Origin of the sequence: Limnohabitans sp. DM1, from assembly GCF_001269385.1 — a bacterium.
Lineage (GTDB): Bacteria > Pseudomonadota > Gammaproteobacteria > Burkholderiales > Burkholderiaceae_C > Limnohabitans_A.
In genome coordinates, this window is sequence record NZ_CXOO01000027.1 from 123,233 (window position 1) to 142,576 (window position 19,344).

Annotated in this window: 1 protein-coding gene (running past one end of the window); it reads left to right on the forward strand. The window is 66.4% G+C overall.

Annotated features, from left to right (window positions below):
* Window positions 1-19,344, forward strand: the 5' end (the start) of a protein-coding gene (locus tag AMM33_RS11650; protein WP_090141492.1) for an Ig-like domain-containing protein. It continues 27,141 nt past the right edge of the window; the window shows 19,344 of its 46,485 coding nt (coding positions 1-19,344); its start codon is at window positions 1-3; its stop codon lies beyond the right edge, outside the window.

The window sequence follows — 19,344 nt, forward strand, 5'->3', positions numbered from 1 at the left end:
ATGAAGAAAAAAACCTCGCCCGTGGCCCCCGCCACCTCTGTTCAAAACCATGATGCGGCCACACAGGCGCCCAAGCCCGCGACCGCCCCAGGACAGCGCCGCGAGCGTCAGCCCGCCCGCATGCTGGCGCTGGAGCAGCGCCTCATGTTTGACGGTGCGGCCCTGGACACAGCCTTGGGCAAAGCCACAGACAAGCTTTTGTCCCCGAACGAGCAGACCTCCTCCCTGCACCGCCTGCCCGAAGCCGGTCGCGCTCTTTTGGCCCCTGCTGCGCAGCCTGAAGCGCGCAGCGTGCAGCCTGAAAAAAGCAAGGCCCTGAACCCGGCTGCCGAGTCCGAGGCCGCCATGGTCTTCGACGCGCTGTCCCCCTCAGAAACGCTCGCGCCGCAAGACGCCCATGCACTGATCGTGCTGTCGGCCGAGCTGTCGGCCCTGAAAGCCGATTTGCAGGCGCAATACCCGCAGGCACAGCTGCGCGTGCTGGCCGCCGATGCTGAGCCCCTGCAAGCCCTGGCCGATGTGCTGGCGCAAGAGACGGGCATCACCGCCTTGCACCTGATCAGCCACGGCGAACCCGGCGCCCTGATCTTTGGGGACACGCGTGTGGACCAGGCCTACCTGAGCCAGCATGCCCAGGCACTGGCCGCCTGGCGCAGCGCCCTGACGCCCGGCGCCGATGTCTTGCTGTATGGCTGCGATGTCGCGGCCCAGGGCACACAAAGTGTGTTTTTGCAGCAATTGCACGCCGTGCTGGGGGCCGATGTTGCCGCCTCGTCCGACGCCACAGGCAGCGCCGCTCGTGGCGCAGACGCCCAACTCGAAGTGGTGCTGGGCCAGGTGGACAGCGCCTCGGTGCTCAGCAGCGACTTGCTGGACAAACTGGGCCTCATGCTTGACAGCACGGCCCCCACGGTCCAATCGGTCAGCGTGGCCGTCAGTGGCAAAAGCCTGCAGCTGAGCCTGCAGCTGAGCGAAGGCGTGGGCGCCAGCACTGGCCTGGCCAGCACCCGCCTGTCCCTCACGGTGGGGGGCGAGACCCTGATCGCCACCCTGGACGCGGCCGCTTCAAACGCCGCTGCTGGCCTGCTCGTTTACACCGCCAGCAGCGGCCAGACCATGGTGGCCGACGGCTTCAGCTTGGGTGCCATCGACCTGAACAGCGCCGTCATTCAAGACGATGCGGGCCATGCACTGGTGCCCGGCACCCTGAACGGCAAAGTCAGTGCCATCGACGTGGCCGCCGACAACCGCCTGAGCTTTGACGGCACCCTGACCGGCAGCAGCAGCTTCACCAAAACCGGCGCAGGCGAGCTGGTGCTGCGCAGCGCCAACAGCCAAACGGGCGACATCCGCGTCAACGCGGGCACGCTCACCATCACCAGTGACGCCCAGCTGGGCGCCAGCACAGCGCGTGTGTTGATCGCCGACGGTGCCACCCTCAAGGTGGCCAGCAGCCTGACGCTGGCGGCCACGCGCACGCTGGAGATCACGGGCAGCGGCGCCATCGAAGTGGCGCGCGATGCCACCGTCACTTATGGCGGCGTGCTGGCCGGGGCCAATGCCAGCAGTGGCTTGGTCAAAACGGGTGACGGCACCTTGGTGCTGAGCGGGGCCAACACCTACAGCGGCGCGACCGACATCCGCTCGGGCACGCTGGCCGTCAGCGGCAGCCTGAACGATGTCAGCAGCGTGCGCGTGGCGCGTGGCGGCGTCTACCAGCTCAACGTCAGCGACCGCATTGGCGGGCTGGAGGGCGCAGGCGATGTGCGCAGCGGCGCGGCCAGCGGCACGGTCAATCTGGCGGTGGGCTCGGCCATGGCTGCGGGTGTGAACCAGGTGTTCAGCGGCGTGATCGCCGATGGCGCCACCAGCAAACTTTCGCTGACCAAGCAAGGCGCAGGCAGCTTGACGCTGAGCAACGCCAACAGCTACAGCGGCGCCACCGTGATTGACGACGGCACCTTGTCGCTGAGCACACCCACACTGGCCACGGCCGGTGCGGTGGTCACCGCCACCAATGGCTATGCCTCGCCCTCGTTTGCCATTGCTGCGGGCGCCACGCTCAATTTCGATGTGGGGGCCGACACCCGCCGCAACTTCAACGAAAACAACAGCGCGGTCCTCTTCACGGGTTCGGGCACCCTGAGCAAGACCGGCCAGGGCATGGTGTATTGGCAAGGCCCGGCCACGTTTGCCATGGGCGCTGGTGCGCTCATTGATGTGCGCGAGGGCACTTTTGCAGGCGGCAACAACGCCAACGAGGTCTGGACGAACAACCTGTCGAGCCTGAATGTGGCCGCAGGCGCGGTCTTCAACACGGTCGAGGCGGCCGTGCGTGTGGACGCCCTGACGGGTAGTGGCTCCGTCAGGATCGGCTTCCCCGGTTACGCCGCCAGCCTGACGGTGGGGGTGAACAACTTCCAGGCGGGCAGCTACAACGCTGCAGGCACCAGCACCTTCAGCGGCAATCTGGACGAAAACGGCGCAGGCCTGGGCGTGTTCATCAAACTGGGCACGGGCACGCAGATCATGACGGGCCAGCTCAATCACAGCGGCGCCACCACCATCAGCGGCGGCACCTTGCAGTGGAACGACGGCAGCCCCCGCCAGGGCGCGTCCGTGCTGGCCAGCGCCATCACCAACCAGGGCAGCCTGGTGATCAACCGCAGCGAAGATGTGACGTTGAGCGGCGCCATCACCGGCGCTGGTAGCCTGACTCAGCAAGGCGCAGGTACCCTGATCCTGACCGGGGCCGACACCATGTCGGGCAACATCACCGTGAGCGGCGGCACGCTCAGGCTGGGTGGCGCAGGCTATCTGGGCGCAGGCGCCAACTACGGCGGCAGCATCAGCCTGGCGGCTGGCACCACGCTGGAACACGCCTCCACGCAGGCCCAGATTTTCTCGGGCGTGATCTCGGGCGCAGGTCGCTTGGTGCAGTCGGTGTCCAACCTCACCTTGTCGGCCGCCAACACCTACACCGGCGAAACCCTGGTGAGTGGGGGCACCCTGACCCTGGGCGTGGCCAATGCCTTGGGCGCGGCCAGCAACGCCAACAACACCGTGGTCGAGATCGCCGATGTCGCCACCCTCAACGCCAACGGCCTGGCCCAGCGCATCGGCGCGCTGCAAGGGGCCGGTACGCTGACCCTGGGCGCCAGTGTTTTCACCGTGGGCGGCAACAACAGCAGCACCCGTTTCACCGGCACCTTCAGCAGCAGCGGCAGTGGTGTTTTGGTCAAGGAAGGCGCAGGCACCTTGACTTTGGGCGGCGCCGTCAGCAACACCGGCCGCGCCGTGGTCAATGCCGGCACGCTGGTGCTGGACAAAGCTTCGGGCACCAGCGCGGTCAACGCGCTGAGCGGCGTGGATGTGGTGGCGCTTGACATCAAATCGGGCGCCACCGCCCGACTGGCCGGTGCAGGCCATGCGCAACTGAGCATCTACAGCAATGTGCTTGTCAACAGTGGTGGCACGCTGGACACCAACGGCCAGAACCTGACCCTCAATACGCTCAGCGGCAGCGGACAGGTCATCAACAACTTGGGCAACAGCACCACCGTACTGACCCTGGGCAATTACAACAGCAGCTTCACCCTGAACACGGTGCTGGCCAATGGCGGCACGGATGCAAAAGGGCTGATCGCCCTGAGCAAAGTGGGCTCGGGCACGCTGACCATGGGTGTGGCCCAAAGCTACAGTGGTGTCACCACCATCCATGCAGGCAGCATCACCTTCAGTGCGGCCAACCTGGCCTCACGCAGCAGCGATGTGGTGCTCAACACCAGCACCAACGTGGGTTTCAATTTGGCGGGCTTCGCACAAAGCGTGGGCTCGATCGCGGGCAACGGCTCGATTTCGCTGGGCACAGCCACCCTCACCGTGGGGGGCACCGATGCGTCCACCCGCTACACCGGGGTCATCAGCGGCACGGGCGCACTCGTCAAAACCGGCAGCGGCACCCTGGTCATGACCGGCGCGCAGACCTACACCGGCAGCACCACCGTGAGCGCAGGCACCTTGCAGCTGGCCGATGGCGCGGCGCTGACCCTGCCCGCCACCAGCGCCGTGGTGAACAACGCCCGATTGGTTTTCAGCAGCAACAGCGCCCTGAGCCTGGCGGCCAACTGGATCAGCGGCAGCGGCACCCTGGTGCAACGCGGCACGGGCGTGTTGACCTTCAATGGTGCCAACAGCTACACGGGCGGCACCGTGCTGGAGGCGGGCACCATCGCCCTGGCCACCAGCGATGCCGCCCTGGGCACAGGCAGCTTGCAGGTGCAGGCCAATGCCAGCCTCAGAGCGGCCACCGGTGCAGCGCGCACGCTGGGCAATGCGGTCTCGGTGACCAATGGCGCCGCCTTGACGCTGGACGCTGCGGCGGCCAGCTTGCAGCTCAACGCCAATGTGGGCGGCGCGGGCAGCCTGGTGGTCCTCAGCAGTGGCGTCAACGCGGCCATTTTGGCGGGCGATGCCAGCCTTAACGGCACCGTCACGGTCAATGCGGGCGGCACCTTGCAAGTGGGCGCGGGCGGCAGCAGCGGCAGTCTGAACGCCTCGGGCGTCAACAACGCGGGCACGCTCAGGTTCTCGCGCAGCAACAACAGCATTTTTGCCGCACCGGTCAGCGGCACGGGCGTGGTCACCAAAGAGGGTGCAGGTGCCCTCACGGTGAGCGGCGTCTGGAGCCACACCGGTGCCACCAACGTCAACGGCGGCAGCCTCGTCATGGGCGCAGCCCAGCGCCTGTCGGCCAGCAGCGCCGTGGCGGTGGCCGCCACCGGCGTGCTCGATTTGGCCAGTTTCAGCCAGACCCTGTCCACGCTCAGCGGTTCGGGCGCGGTCACTTTGGGCAGCGCCACGCTCAGCCTGGGGCATGCCAGCACCGCAGCCACCTTCTCGGGCGTGATCTCCGGATCTGGCGGTTTGTCCAAATCGCTGGGCAATATTCAAACCCTGTCGGGGGCCAACACCTACACCGGTGCCACCAGCGTGGCCGACGGCGGCCTCACCCTGAGCGGCGGCAGCAACCGCCTGTCGGCCAGCACCGAGGTCAACGTGGCCAGCGGCGCCACCCTCACCCTGAGCGGCACCGCCGCCAGCACCGAGCGCATGGCCAGCCTCTCGGGCGCAGGCAGCCTGGTGATGGGCGCCACCGTGCTCACCGTGGGCGCGGGCAACGCCAGCAGCAGCTACAGCGGCACGATCACAGGCACCGGCGGCCTCATCAAAGAGGGCACGGGCGTGCTCACCCTGAAGGGCCCCACCAGCAGCTTCTCAGGCACCACCACCGTCAACGGCGGCACGCTGGACATCGGGCGCAACCCGGCCAACAACAGCGTGCTCACCGGCCCCCTGGTGGTCAACACGGGCGCCACCCTGGCGGGCAACGGCACCGTGGGCGCCAGCACCACCACCGTCAACAGCGGCGCCACCCTGAGCCCGGGCGGCACCGACGGCCCAGCGGGCGCAGGCCCGCTGAACATCAGTGGCATCCTGGTGCTGGCCAGCGGCTCGACCTTGCAGCTGCATCTGGCGGCCAACGGCGACAGCCTGGCCGACGATGAAATCACCGGCGTGAGCAACCTCACGCTGGGCGGCACGGTGCAAGTGCAAGGCCTCAGCAGCTTCAGCGGCCTGGGCCAGGGCACCTGGAGCCTGATCAAATACTCGGGCACCCTGACCGGCACGCTCAGCGCCCTGACCCTGGGCACCACGCCTGGCCAGGAGGCAAGCGGCGCAGCCTACAGCCTGCTCAGCGACAGCCACAACAAAGCCATCAACCTGCGCCTGGCCCCTGCCAGCAGCACCCTGCAAAAACCGCCCTATGCCCTGCGCCTGGCAGCGGCCGATGACACGGGCCTGAGCAACAGCGACGGCATCACCGGCAACAGCACTGCACTGACGATCAGCGGCATTGCCGAAGATGGCGCTCGCGTCTGGCTGTTTGACGACCTGAACAACGACGGCGTGATTCAGGAAGGCGAGCTGCTGAGCAACAGCATCGTGCCCACCGCAGGCACCCGTGCGTTCAGCCAGGACATTGCTCTGGGCAGCGGCACCCACTTTATTCGCGCAGTTTCGGTGGATGCCACAGGCCTGCTGGGCACGCCCAGCAACGCGCTGGTCATCACCGTGGACTTGATGGCCACCCACGCGGTGCGCCCGGGTCAGGTGCTGACCGATCCCGCACTGAACCCCACGGGTCTGACGACGGCCGATGACCGCATCAACACCGCCTTCCCCACCGTGCGCTTTGGCCTGCCGGTCAGCGCCGACGATGTCCGTGCCCGGCAAAACGCCCAGGCCGGTGACGTGTTCGAGTTCCGCAACGGCGCCACCGTGCTGGCGCGCAAGGCCCTGACGGCGCAAGACATCGCGCAAGGGTATGTGGACATCGCCCCCGACCGCGCCTTGGTGCCCAACGGCTTGAACGCCGCGACATATCAGGAAACCCTGATCGGCGTGGTCATCGACGCCGCAGGCAACGCCAGCAGCCTGGATGCGGTCTACACCCTGCGCTCGCTGTCGGTGGACCGCACCGCGCCTGCCGTGCCTTCCAATCTGATGCTGCTCTACAGCAGCGACACCGGACGCGCCTTCAACGACAGCGTGACGAACCAGAGCAGTGGTTTTTCGATGCGCATCTACGGCGACAACGAAGCGCAGCTGATCGAGGTCTTCATGACCTCATCCGACGGCAGCAGCGTGAGCCTGGGCACGGTAGCCAACCCGGGGCAGGACTGGAGCACCTTCACCTACCGGGGCATTCCGCAGCCCGATGGCCGCTACACCCAACAAAATTTGGCCGACGGCAGCTACAGCTTCACGGCCCGCGCCATGGACCAGGCGGGCAACTGGAGCGCGCTGAGCACCACGCCGCTGACCGTCACCATTGACACCACACCCCCGGCCACCCTGATGCCTGTGAGCCTGCTGGCCACCGACGACACCGGGCGCCTGGCCAACGACGGCGTCACCCGCAACAGCACGGGCCTGACCTTCAGCGGCAGCGCCGCCGCCAGCAGCGCACCCCACACTCAGGTGCGCTTGCTCGACTACGGCAGCAACGCCGCTTTGATGCTGGCCGACGGCAGCCCTGCACCCTGGGTGCAGGTGGCCCAGGTGGCCTGCGACGCCGCAGGTGCCTACACCTTCAGCAGCCTGAACCTGGCCCCGGGCGTGCACCACCTGCGTGTGGTGCAAGACGATCTGGCGGGCAACTGGAGTTTGCCCAGCGCCGTCACCCGCATCGAAGTCGACAAAGTCGCCCCCAATGCCCCCACCGTGGCCCTGCAGCAAACCAGCAGCAGCACCCCCACACTCAGAGGCACTTACGACGCTGCCAACACCGACACGCTCACCGTGCGCGTCAACGGCGTGGCCTATGGCCAGGCGGCCGGACGTGAGGTGCTCATTGACGGCGTGACCACCACCACCGTGGATGGCCTGAGCCTGAACGCAACCACAGGCACCTGGAGCCTGACCATCCCGCGTGAGCGGGCCTTGCCGGTCAGCACCACGGCCTACAGCGTCACGGTGCAAAGCACCGATCTGGCGGGCAACAGCGCGGTCAACAGCAGCATTCATGCCTTGCTGGTCAGCGCCGTGCCCACAGACCCGCTGGCGCCCCGGGGCATCAGCATGCTGCCGGGCGACAGCCGCTCCGACACCGGCGTGCTCAGCAACGACAGCATCACCCAAAACCTGTCGCCCGTGCTGCGCGTGGCCCTCAATGTGGACGGCCAGCAGGGCGTGCGTGCAGGCGACACCCTGCGACTGCTGGTGGGCACCACCGAATTTGGCCGATACACCCTGAGCGCGGCCGACCTGCTCAACCGCAGCAGCAGTGGCGCGGCGGCTTACTGGGTCGATGTGCAGTTGCAAACCGCCCTGACCAACGGCAACACCTACACCCCGGGCAGCAACAACGCGATTGCCGCGCAAATTCAGCGCCTGAGCGACAGCGGCGTGAGCACCAGCGCCAATGCGGTCTTGCCCACCCTGGTGGTGGACCGCACCGCCCCCACCGCACCGCCAGCGCCTGCGCTGGAGCGCGGTGACAACAGCGGCAGCAGCAACACCGATGCCGTGTTCAACCGGCCCAACGGCTTCAGCCTCAGTGGCGTGGTCCACGCGGCAGAAAGAACGGTGCAAGTGCAGGTGTATGCCAATGGCGTGCTGCTGGGCAGCACCGGCGTGAGCAACGACAGCTCGCCCCGCTGGAGTTTTTATTACCCCAGCACGGCGCCAGCGCTGAGCCAGGGTGAGCACAATTTCACCGTGGTGGCCATCGACGCTGCGGGCAACGCCAGTGCCCCCTCGGCGGCACTGGCGCTGACCCTGGACAGCCGCATCGCCAGACCCACCCAGCTGGGCCTGGACAAGTCGCGCGACAGCGCCACTGTGGGCGACAGCATCACCAACAGCGCGCTGAGCAGTGACTTCATCTTCACTGGCAAAGGCGAGGCCGGGGCCAACACCACCCAGGTGCGCCTGTTTGACGATGCCAACAACAACGGCCTACTGGATCAGGGCGAAGAGCTCACCGTTCCCTCGGGCAGCGCCGTGGACAGCAGTGGCAATTTCAGCGCGTCAATCCGCACCTGGAGCATGGCCGAAGGCGTGCACCTCATCCGCGCCATCCAGACCGATCTGGCAGGCAACACCAGCGTTGCCAGCGAAGCCTTCCGGCTCACGGTGGACCGCTCGCCCCAGCCGCCCCTGACGATTGATCTGGCCCCCGGGCAAGACAATGGCCTGTTTGCCGACGACAAGATCACCAGCCATGCCCGCCCCACTTTCCGGGTGACTCTGGCGCCGCAGGCGCGCGCAGGCGATCGCATCGAGCTGTACAACGCCATGAGCACCCACCCGCACTACCTGATCGGCAGTGTGCAGCTCAGCGCCAACGACCTGGCGCGTGGCCATGTGGACGTGACCAGCACCAAGGACCTGAGCGGCACCTATAACCCCTATGCGGGCAGCTACAGCGGCATTTACGGGCGCACGGTCGATGCTGCAGGCAATCCGCAAAACCTCGCGGGCGATCCGGCGGGCGGTGCCACCTCTTTGTACCGCTACATCGGCGCCATGCCGCGCCTGTATGTCGATGTCAACGGCGTGCCCGGCGCACCCAACATGACCTTCCTGGCCGCAGACCAGGCCCCGGGCAGCACAGGCAGCAGCATCGTCACCCGCCAGGCCACGGGCTTTACCCTGACGGGCACCTCGGCAGGCGCCAATGCCAGCCAGGTCAATTTTTATGCCGGAGACACGCTTTTGGGCAGCGTTAAACCTGGCGACATGGGCAGCGCCTACAGCTTCACCTATGCAGGCCCGGCGCTGGCCGACGGCGTTTACACGGTCTATGCCCGGGGCGTGCGCGCCAACGGCGTGGAAGGCCCGGCTTCTGCGGCCTTGTTCGTGCGCGTCGATGCGCGTGCGTTCGACCCCTCATTCCTCTGGCTGGACAGCGGCGATGACACCGGCCCCGTCAAGGGCGACGGCATCACCAGCCCGGCCAATGCGGCGCGCAACATCACCCTCAGTGGCCTGGCCAGACCGGGTGCCACGGTGGTCTTGTTCGACGACATCGACGCCGACGGCGTGCTGGACGCCGGTGAGGCGCTCACGACCTACAACGCCAACACCACCACTTTGGCCAGCGTCACGGCCCACGCCACCACGGGCGCCTTCTCGGCAGACGTGATCCTCAGCAGCGGCGCACACCGCATCCTTGCCCAGCAAACCAAGGACAACGTGGTCAGCCTGGTGGGCAGCGTGCTGCCCATCACCATTGATGTGGATGTCCCGCTGACCCCCACTTTTGCCCAGCTGACAGCGGTCAACGGCGTGGACGTCATCAACGACGACGGCGTGCGCGTCTCCAGCAGCCCCAACCCCAGCCTGGACCTGCGCCTGCCCGAGGGCGTGAAGGAGGGCGATGAAGTCCTGCTGCTCAACGGCAGCACCGTGCTGATCCGCCAATCCATCACCTTGCGCGATCTGGCCTGCGCCACCGCGCGCCTGGACATCACGCCCGCCAGCAAACTGGTGGACGGCACTTACAGCAACTTGTCCGTGCGCATTCTGGATCGGGCAGGCAACGCCAGCCCGGACCTGAAACTGCCGCCGCTGATCATCAGCACGGTGGGCCTGGCCGCCTCTACGGCCTTGGATCTGATTGACGACGACGACACCGGCCCCAGCATCACCGACAACCGCACCCAGCGCAGCACCGGCTTGACCCTGACGGGCACATCGCCAGTGGGCACGGTGTCGCTGCGGATTTATGACGGCAAGACCTTGCTGGGCGAGACCTACCCGGGCATCGACGCCGATGCGCCGCAGTTTTTCAGCTTCACCTACACCGGCAGGCCCCTGGCGCCTGGCGTGCACACCCTGAGCGTGCGCGCTGTTGACCTGGTGGGCACCGAGGGCACGCCCGCCAGCCTGAGCGTGGTGATCGACGACAGCTTGCTGCCACCCAGTCGGCTGGTGCTGGACCCGGCGGCCGATTCAGGCAGCTCCAAAACCGACCTGATCACCAACACGGTCAGCAGCATTGGCCTGAGCGGCAAAGCCGAGCCGGGCAGCACCGTGCAGGTGTTTGACGATCAAAACGACAACAACCTGGTGGACCATGGCGAATGGCTGGCCACCGTCACGGCCAATGCCAGCACCGGGGCCTTTACGGTGTCGGTCAGTCTGGGCTCGGGCGAGCACAAGCTGCGTGCCATTGCCACCGATGTGCAAGGCAACACCAGCCTGGCCTCGGCCTCGCTGGCCTTGACGGTGGACCGTCAGCCGCCATCGCCCCCGGTCAGTCTGGCGCTGGCGCCGGGCCAGGACACCGGGCTGAGCAGCATTGACCGCCTGATCAACCTGAGCCGCCCGGTGCTGCGCGTGGGCCTGCCCAGCGACGTGAAAGTGGGCGATGTGGTCTGGATTTCGCAGCCCGGCAATTACTACACCACCCCCAACGCCTACACCACCAGTTACACCGTCACCCTGGCCGATTTGCCGGTCTCCGGGCGCGGTTATGTGGACATCAAGCTGGCCAACGACCTGTTTGAATCGTCGTCGGTTGCGTACTCGAACAACGGGGTCAACTGGGTGCTCAGCGCCTACATCATCGACCAGGCGGGCAACATCGGCCAGCGCCTGGTGGTGCCCACTTTGCAAGTGGACTACACCGCCCCTGCTGCGCCCACCAGCCTGAACCTGAGCGATGCACAAGACAGCGGCCGCTCGCTGACCGACAACATCACGGGCATCGGCACCGGCTTCACCATCAAGGGGGCCATGGCCAGCGGCACCCGCCGCATCGAAGTGTTTGAAGGCAGCACCTCGCTGGGCTTTGCCAGCTTGCTCAGCGACACCGCCTGGAGCTTCACCTACACCGGCGCGTCCTACAGCCAGACCACACGGACCTTCACCGCCCGGGCGCTGGATGAATCGGGCAACTTCGGCCCCCTGTCGGTGCCGCTGGTGGTCGCATTTGACACCCAGCCTGGGGCGAGCTTGTTGCCGCCCAAATGGAGTGCGGCCAGCGACTCCGGCCGCTTGTCTAACGACGGCATCACCAACGTCAGCACCGGCGTCACCTTCACCGGCTATGCCGACCCCAGCGTGGTCACCACGGTGCGCGTGCGTCTGTACAACGACCGCAACAACGACGCCAAGGTCGACAGCCTGGAACTGCTGGCCACCGCCAACACCAATGGCAACGGTCTGTACACCTTCAGCAACATTTTTCTCTCACCCGGCACCCACTATTTGCGCGTGGCGCAAGAAGACATCGCAGGCCACTGGAGCGCCATCAGCGCGGCTGCCGTGCTGGTGGTCGATGAGCTGGCCCCCGAGCGCCCCACGGTCACCTTGCAGGCCACCGACGACACCACGCCGGTGCTGCGCGGCACCTACGATGCGGCCAACACCGATCTGCTCACGGTGCGCCTGAACAACGTGGCTTACGGCGTGAGCGCCGGGCGCACGGTGACGATTGGCGGCGGCACTTTGACCACCGTGGCCGGTCTGGTGCTGGACGCCGCCAACGGCACCTGGCAACTGGCCTTGCGCCCCAGTGAAGCGCTGGCGCTGGCGGCAGCGCCTTACGAAGTCATCGTGCAGGCCACCGATCTGGCGGGCAACACCAGTGTGGACAGCAGCGCCAACGAACTGCTGGTGCGTGCAGCCCCCACCGACACACTGGCCCCGACCTTTGTGCGCCTGGCCCCGGGCAGCGATACGGGCTATCTGGCCAGCGATGCATCCACGGCCAAACTGGCCCCGGTGCTGCGTGTGGGCTTGAGCCTGCGCGCTGTGCAAGGCGATGTGCTGCGTGTGCTGCAAGGCAGCACCGAGCTGACGCGCTACACCCTGAGCGCCCAGGACATTGCGCGGGCCTATGTCGATCTGCAAGGCCAGACCTTGCTGACGTCCGGCACCGACTACACCGGCACTGCCGCCATCAGTGCCAGCGTGCTGCGTCTGCAAGCCACGGGCACGCTGGAGAGCGCCGCCACGGTCCTGTCACGCCTGGAAATTGACCTGGCCCCCCCGTCTACCCTGGCAGCGCCCAACCTGGAAACCGGCTCGGACAGTGGCGCCAGCAGCGCCGACAACAAGTTGCGCTTTGGCAATGGCTTCACCTTCTATGGCACGGTGGGCAACAGCGACGTGGTGCAAGTCCTGCTGTACGCCAACGGCGTTTACTTGGGCAGCACCGGTGTGCGGTCGGACCTCAGCTACGTCTTCACCTTGCCCGCCACGGCCACCGCCCTGGCCGCAGGCAGCCACGCCATCACCGCCGTGGCGGTGGACGAGGCGGGCAACCGCAGCGCCATGTCGGCGGCCCTGACCCTCAGCATCGACACCCGGGTGGAAGCGCCCAAAAACCTGTGGCTGGTGGCCACCAGCGATTCGGGTGCCAAAGACGACTGGCGCACCCGCACCGCCACCAACCTGGTCATCAAAGGCCAGGGCGAAGTGGGTGCCACCGTCACCGCTTTTGACGACCTGAACCTCAACGGCGTGGTCGATCCGGGCGAAGTGCTGGCGGGCAGCGCCACGGTGACGGCCGCAGGCACTTTCTCATTGACCCTGACCAGCACCCTGGCCGAGGGCCAGCACCAGATCCGTCTGGTGCAAACCGACGTGACGGGCAACATCAGTGCGCCCAGCAGCGCCCTGCCGGTGGTGGTGGACAGCGTGGTGCAGCGCCCCGTCAGCGTGGCTTTGGCACCCGGCCAGGACAATGGCACCAGCCTGATCGACAGCGTGGTCGCCACAGCCCGGCCCACCTTCCGCGTCAACCTGGCCCCCGATGCCGTTTTGGGCGACACAGTGCAGCTGTACAGAGCGGCCAGCTTCACTGGCGCCAACCTGATCGGTCAGCGCCTGCTCACGGCACTGGACATTGCCCGGGGCTATGTGGACCTGAAGTCCACCCAGAACCTGTCGGGCAACTACGACGGCACGCAAAGCGCGGGCATTTACGCCCGCATGATCGACCAGGCGGGCAATGCCAGCGGGTTTTCCAACACCCGTGGCAACTTGCCCTGGGTCACGGTGGACACCACGCTGCCCGCTGCGCCCAGCAGCCTGGCCTTGCTCACGCAAGACGACACCGGCATCAGCGCGGCCGACAACATCACGGCGCTGGACACGGGCTTTACCCTCCAAGCCACGGGGGCCGATGAGGGCATCCGTTTCATCGAGGTCTGGGACAGCCAGACCCTGCTGATGCGCGCCCCGGTGGGCAGCGTCAGCCAGATCAACGTCACCTACGACGGCCCGGCGCTGACCCCGGGTTTGCACACCCTGTCGGCCCGCTTCATTGACAAGGCGGGCAATGCCGGCCCGTTTGCGACCCCTATGCGTTTGCTGGTGGACACCACTGAAAAAGTGCAGGTGCTGGGCATGGGCCAGCTGGGTCTGCTCTCGGCCTATGACAGCGGCTACAGCCGCAATGACGCGGTAACCAATGTCAACGCCTTCTGGGTCAGCGGCTTTTTGGCGGCGGGCGCCACGGTGCAGATTTTTGAAGACCTGAACAACGACGGTGTGTATTCGCTGGGCGAAGCGGTGGGCGCGCCCACCACCACCAGCGCCACGACAGGGGCTTTTTCCTTGTCGCTGACCCTGGGCACCGGCGAGCACCGCTTGCGCGCCATGGCCTACAACGCCAGCACCGCCATGCCGATTGGCGAGGTGTCCGAGGCCTTGGTGATCACCGTCAAAACCACACCACCGGGCCGACCCGGCGTGGTGGATGTGCTGGCCAGCAGCGACACCCCGGTGGACCTGGCGGTGCAAGGCGTGAGCGCCGCTGACCGCGTGACCAGCGACACCACCCCCAGCTTGCGCGTGGCCCTGCCCGCCGATGCTGCCGTGGGTGACCGCTTGAGCCTCTACAACGGCAGCACCGTGCTGTATGCCCTGAGCCTGAGCGCCGCACAGGTGCAAACCGGCGTGGCCGAATTCACCTTGCCCGACATGGTGGCCCTGGCTGCAGGCACCTACAACCTGACGGCCAGCCTGACCGACCGCGCAGGCAACGAAGGCGAAAAATCGCCCGCCACCTACCCCTTGGTGGTGGACGTGAGTGGCCCCGCCATCACCGCCGCGCCGACCTTGTCGGCCAGCAGCGACTCGGGCACCTCCAGCACCGACAACCTGACCCAGCGCAACACGGGCCTGAGCCTGAGCGGCAGCGTGCCCGCAGACACGGTGCGCGTGCTGGTGTACGACACGCGTGCAGACACCACACAGACGCGCACCGGCAGTTACAACCCCGGCGCGGGCTTGACCCTGAGCGTGGCCGATGTGGCGCAGTACGCGGTGCAAGGCGTGGAACTGGCGTTCCCGGCCGGTGTGGCCAGTGTGAACATCAGCAACGCCTATCTGGACGGTGCAGGCATCGGTGCGCCTGTGCCCGCCGTGGCCTACCGCGAAACTGGCAGCACCGACCGTTGGTTGCTGGCGTCTTTTGATGCGGCCAGCAACACCACCCGCATGGTGGCCCTGAGCCTGAGCCTGGCCGCCGACGGCAGCTTGCTTGCACGCAGCGCGGGCGCAGCCTGGGCGCGTGGCAACCAGAGCACCGACGCCAGCTTGCTCAACGCCGCCTGGCTGCAACCGGTCAGCACCATCGCAATCGCCGGCAGTGGCGCAGGCGGGGGGTATGACATCACCAGCTTTGACTTCAGCTACACCCCGACCCAGACGGTGCAAATTGGCGAAGCCACACTCACGGGCAGCAACTACAGCTTCAACACCGGCAGCGCTCATCCCTTGGCCGCAGGGGCGCACAGCTTCAGCGTGGCCGCCATCGACGCGGCAGGCAATGTGGGCGCACGCTCGGCCCTGCGCACGGTGCTGGTGGACACGGCCATCAGCCGCCCCAGCCTGGTCATGGGCACAGCCTGGGCCGATGGCGGCGTCACCCGTGCACTGACCAACACCGGCACCGTGGCCCGCTTCAGCGGCAACACAGAGCCAGGCGCACGCGTGGTGGTGTTTGACGACCTCAACAACAACAGCCTGGTGGACGCCGACGAACAAATCGCCGAAGTCACGGCCAATGCCTATGGGCAGTTCAATGCCGACGGCGCAGTGCTGTCTGCGGGCAGCCACGACGTGCGGGCCATTGCCTTTGACAAGGCGGGCAACCAGAGCCTGGCCAGCCAGGCCGTCAGCCTGAACATCGACCTGCAGCCGCCCATGGCACCTGTGGGCATCGCTTTGCTGGGCAGCAGCGACGGCGGGCAGCGCAGCGACGATGCCTTCACCGCCGCCGGGCGTGATCTCACGTTCCGCGTGAGCCTCAACACCGCCGATACCCGGGTGGATGAGACGGTCTCGGTCCTCAATGCCAGCACGCTGCTGGCCTCGACCCGCGTCACCGCCGCCATGCTCAGTGCAGGCTATGCGGACCTCCAAGTCAGCGCCTCAGCGCTGGCGGCGGGCACTTACAACGACACCATCAGGGCGCAGATCACCGACGCCGCAGGCAACGCAGGGGCCACGGTGTCCATGCCCTCGTTGACTCTCAAAGCCGCGCCAGCGGCGCTGGCAGCGCCCGACCTGATCGCCGAAGACGACAGTTTCACCACGGCCGCTTCAGGCAGCCACAACAGCGGCACCTCGGCCGACAACATCACCCGCATCAGCACCGGCTTTACCCTGAGCGGCACCATCGCGGCCGATGTGGTGAGCGTCGAGGTCTATGACGACAGCAGCGCCACCACCCCGATCGGCGTGGCGCAGGTGGACCGCAGCAACAGCACCTGGCGCTTCACGTACAGCGGCGTGCCTTATGCGGACGTGACGCGTGGCTTCAGCGTCAAGGCGGTGGACCTGGCGGGCAACAAATCGGCACCCAGCGCCTTGCTGTGGGTGGCTTTTGACACCAACGGCCCGGCCAAGCTGCCCCCACTCACGCTCGACAGCCCGGACGACACCACGCCCACGGGCGATGGCATCACCCGCAACAGCTCGGCCTTGACGCTCAGGGGCTTTGCCGACAAGGGCGCCAAAGTGCTGGTGTTTGACGATGCCGATGGCAATGGCCTGATCAACACCGGCGAACTGCTGGGCAGCGTCAATGCCGACGGCACCACAGGCGCTTTCACGCTCGATGTGAACCTGCCCCAAGGCACGCACGCGCTGCGTGCTGTGCAATTGGACCGGGCAGGCAACTTGAGTGTGGCTTCGCAAACCTTCAGCCTGAGCGTGGACTTGACGCCGCCGGGCCGCCCCACGGTGGACCCCTTGGCCGTCATAGGGCAGTTCCCGCCCAACAACCTGATCACCAACGCTGACTTCGAAACCGATGCGGTGGCTGCCGGATTCATTCAAGGTGGCATCACGCCTGCCGGTTGGACCAAGGTCGGTAGCAGCAGCATTGATACCGGCTTGTATGACCCCTTGACCTCTAACTTTGGTTATCCCACCAACAACAACATGGCTTACATCTATCAGCCCAATGTGGCTGGAGGTGTGCAGTTCTACCAAGACACCACCACGACGCTGAGCACGGGTGATCTCTTGACCTTGAGTGTGGATGTGGGTAACCGCGGGGGAACTTTCGCAGCGCACCCCTTGGTGGTGGGCGGGCATGTGGCTTTGTTCCGCACCGATGGCACCACGGCGACGCTCTTGTCGCGTCGCGTGATCACCACCAGTGATCTGGGAGCGGATGGCACTTTCAAAAATTTGAGTTTTCAATACACAGCCCTGGCCCAGGACGCCGGGCAGCGTGTGCGCGTGCTGTATGGCACAACGCAAGATCTCACGGCCAATGCTTATCTGGATCTGGACAACTTGCGCCTGACAAGGCAGAGCGCCGCCCAGCTGGCCATGACGGCAGCGGGCAATTGGCCGGTCAGCACCACTTTGACGGGGAGCTTTGACAAGTTCAACACGGCCTCGCTGAGTGTGACGGTCGATGGCAACAGCTACACCACCAGCAACGGACTGGTGCTGGATGCGACCCAGGGCAGCTGGCGCTTGAGCGTGCCGACCAGCAGCTTCAGAAGTGCCAACCCGATCGTCACCGTGACCGCCAGCGATGCCGCAGGCAACAGCATGGGCAATGTGGAAACGCAGCCGCTTTTGGTGGTCAACGATGCAACCCCTTTGTGGGCCGCGCCCAAGCTGCTCAACCCCACAGGCACAGAGGCCACCTACAGCAGCAGCGCCCAAGTGAGCTTGCGCCAGGCCCTGGCAACAGGTGTCTCCAGCGGCGACACCCTGACGCTCAAACAAGGCAGCACCACCGTGCTGTCCTACACCCTGACGGCCACGGATGTGGCGCGGGGCTATGCCGATCTGAGCGCCACGCTGGCTTCGACCAGCAGCAACCCGATCACGGTGGACTACCGCGTGGGCGGCCAAGGTGATGTGGTGGCACGCAGTTACCTGCCCATGCTGCGCATCGACACCACGGCACCCGCCGTGGCGCCCGCACAGCCCACATTGCTGAGCGCTGATGACGCAGCCCTTTCCGGGGGTGCGGCCAACACCGACCTGACGATGGCCATCAACACGGGCTTCACGCTGACGGGCACCGCCAGCAGCGGCCAGGGCGTCACGCGCATTCAGGTGCTCGACCAGGCAGGCCCGACGGCCACCGTGCTGGGCCATGCGGATGTGAGGGCTGATAACACCTACGTTTTTGTCTACACCGGAGCGCCCTTGGCCGATGGCGTCCACAAGCTGAGCGTGGTTGAACTCGACGCCGCGGGCAACAGCGCGCAGCGTCTGAGCTATGGCAGCAACCTGACGAGCACCGCCACGTCCACCGGCCTGAGTGCCTCGCGGGTCGATCTGGTCGAGCTGAGCAGCGCGATCATGAACGGCAAGTCCGTCGATGGCGGCCCCAGTGGCCATGCCAGCTTTGTCCGTTTGGCAGGCACCACCGACACCTGGATCGCGGTCTACAACAACGGGGTGCATACCAAAATGGTCGCGGTGGTCTTGAGCACCAGCGGCACCGCTTTGCAGATCCGAAGCACCGGCGCCCGATACTGGACGCACGGCGGCAACCCCGCACAGACCGCGGCTGCCGTCAACGCCGCCTGGACCGCAGGCACGGCCATGACGCTGGCCACCACAGGCACGGCCGACGGCTATGGCCTGGTCAACATCACCGGCTCGGTGAGCAACCGTTCGGCCGACCGTGTGGTGACCATCGACACCCGGGTCTCGCCACTGAGCGCGCCCACGCTGACCACCGCCACGGACAGTGGCAACCTGAACAACGACGGCCTGACCCGCAACACCAGCTTGACGGTGACGGGCACGGCGGAAGCCGGGGCCACGGTGCAGATTTTCCGGGACCGCAACGGCAACGCCCGCATGGACGATGGCGAGTTGCTCGGCACCGCGACCTTGAGCGGCACCACTTACAGCCTGGGCTTGACCTTGCCTGCGGGCACCCACAGCCTGTATGCCCTGGCCACGAATGTGGCCGGTGCCATGAGCGTGTCGGCCGTCAGCACCGTGGTGGTGGACACCCTGGCGCAGCGGCCCACGGGCATCCAGATCATCGCGGGTGACAACGGCGTGTTTGCGGCCGACGGCATCGTGAGCAATTTGCAGCCCACCGTGCGCGTGAATTTGCCTGCCGAAGCACTCGTGGGGGACAAAATCCGTCTGTACTCGGCCGACAACACCACCTCGGTGCTGGCGACTTTGCTCATCACGCAAGCCGACAAGGACCGGGGCTATGTGGACTTTGACCCCCGCGACGGGGTGACCACCGAATCGGTGCTGAGCTTCACGGGCAACGGCTATCTGAACTTCTCGCTCAACGAGCCCGAGACCAGCGTCAGT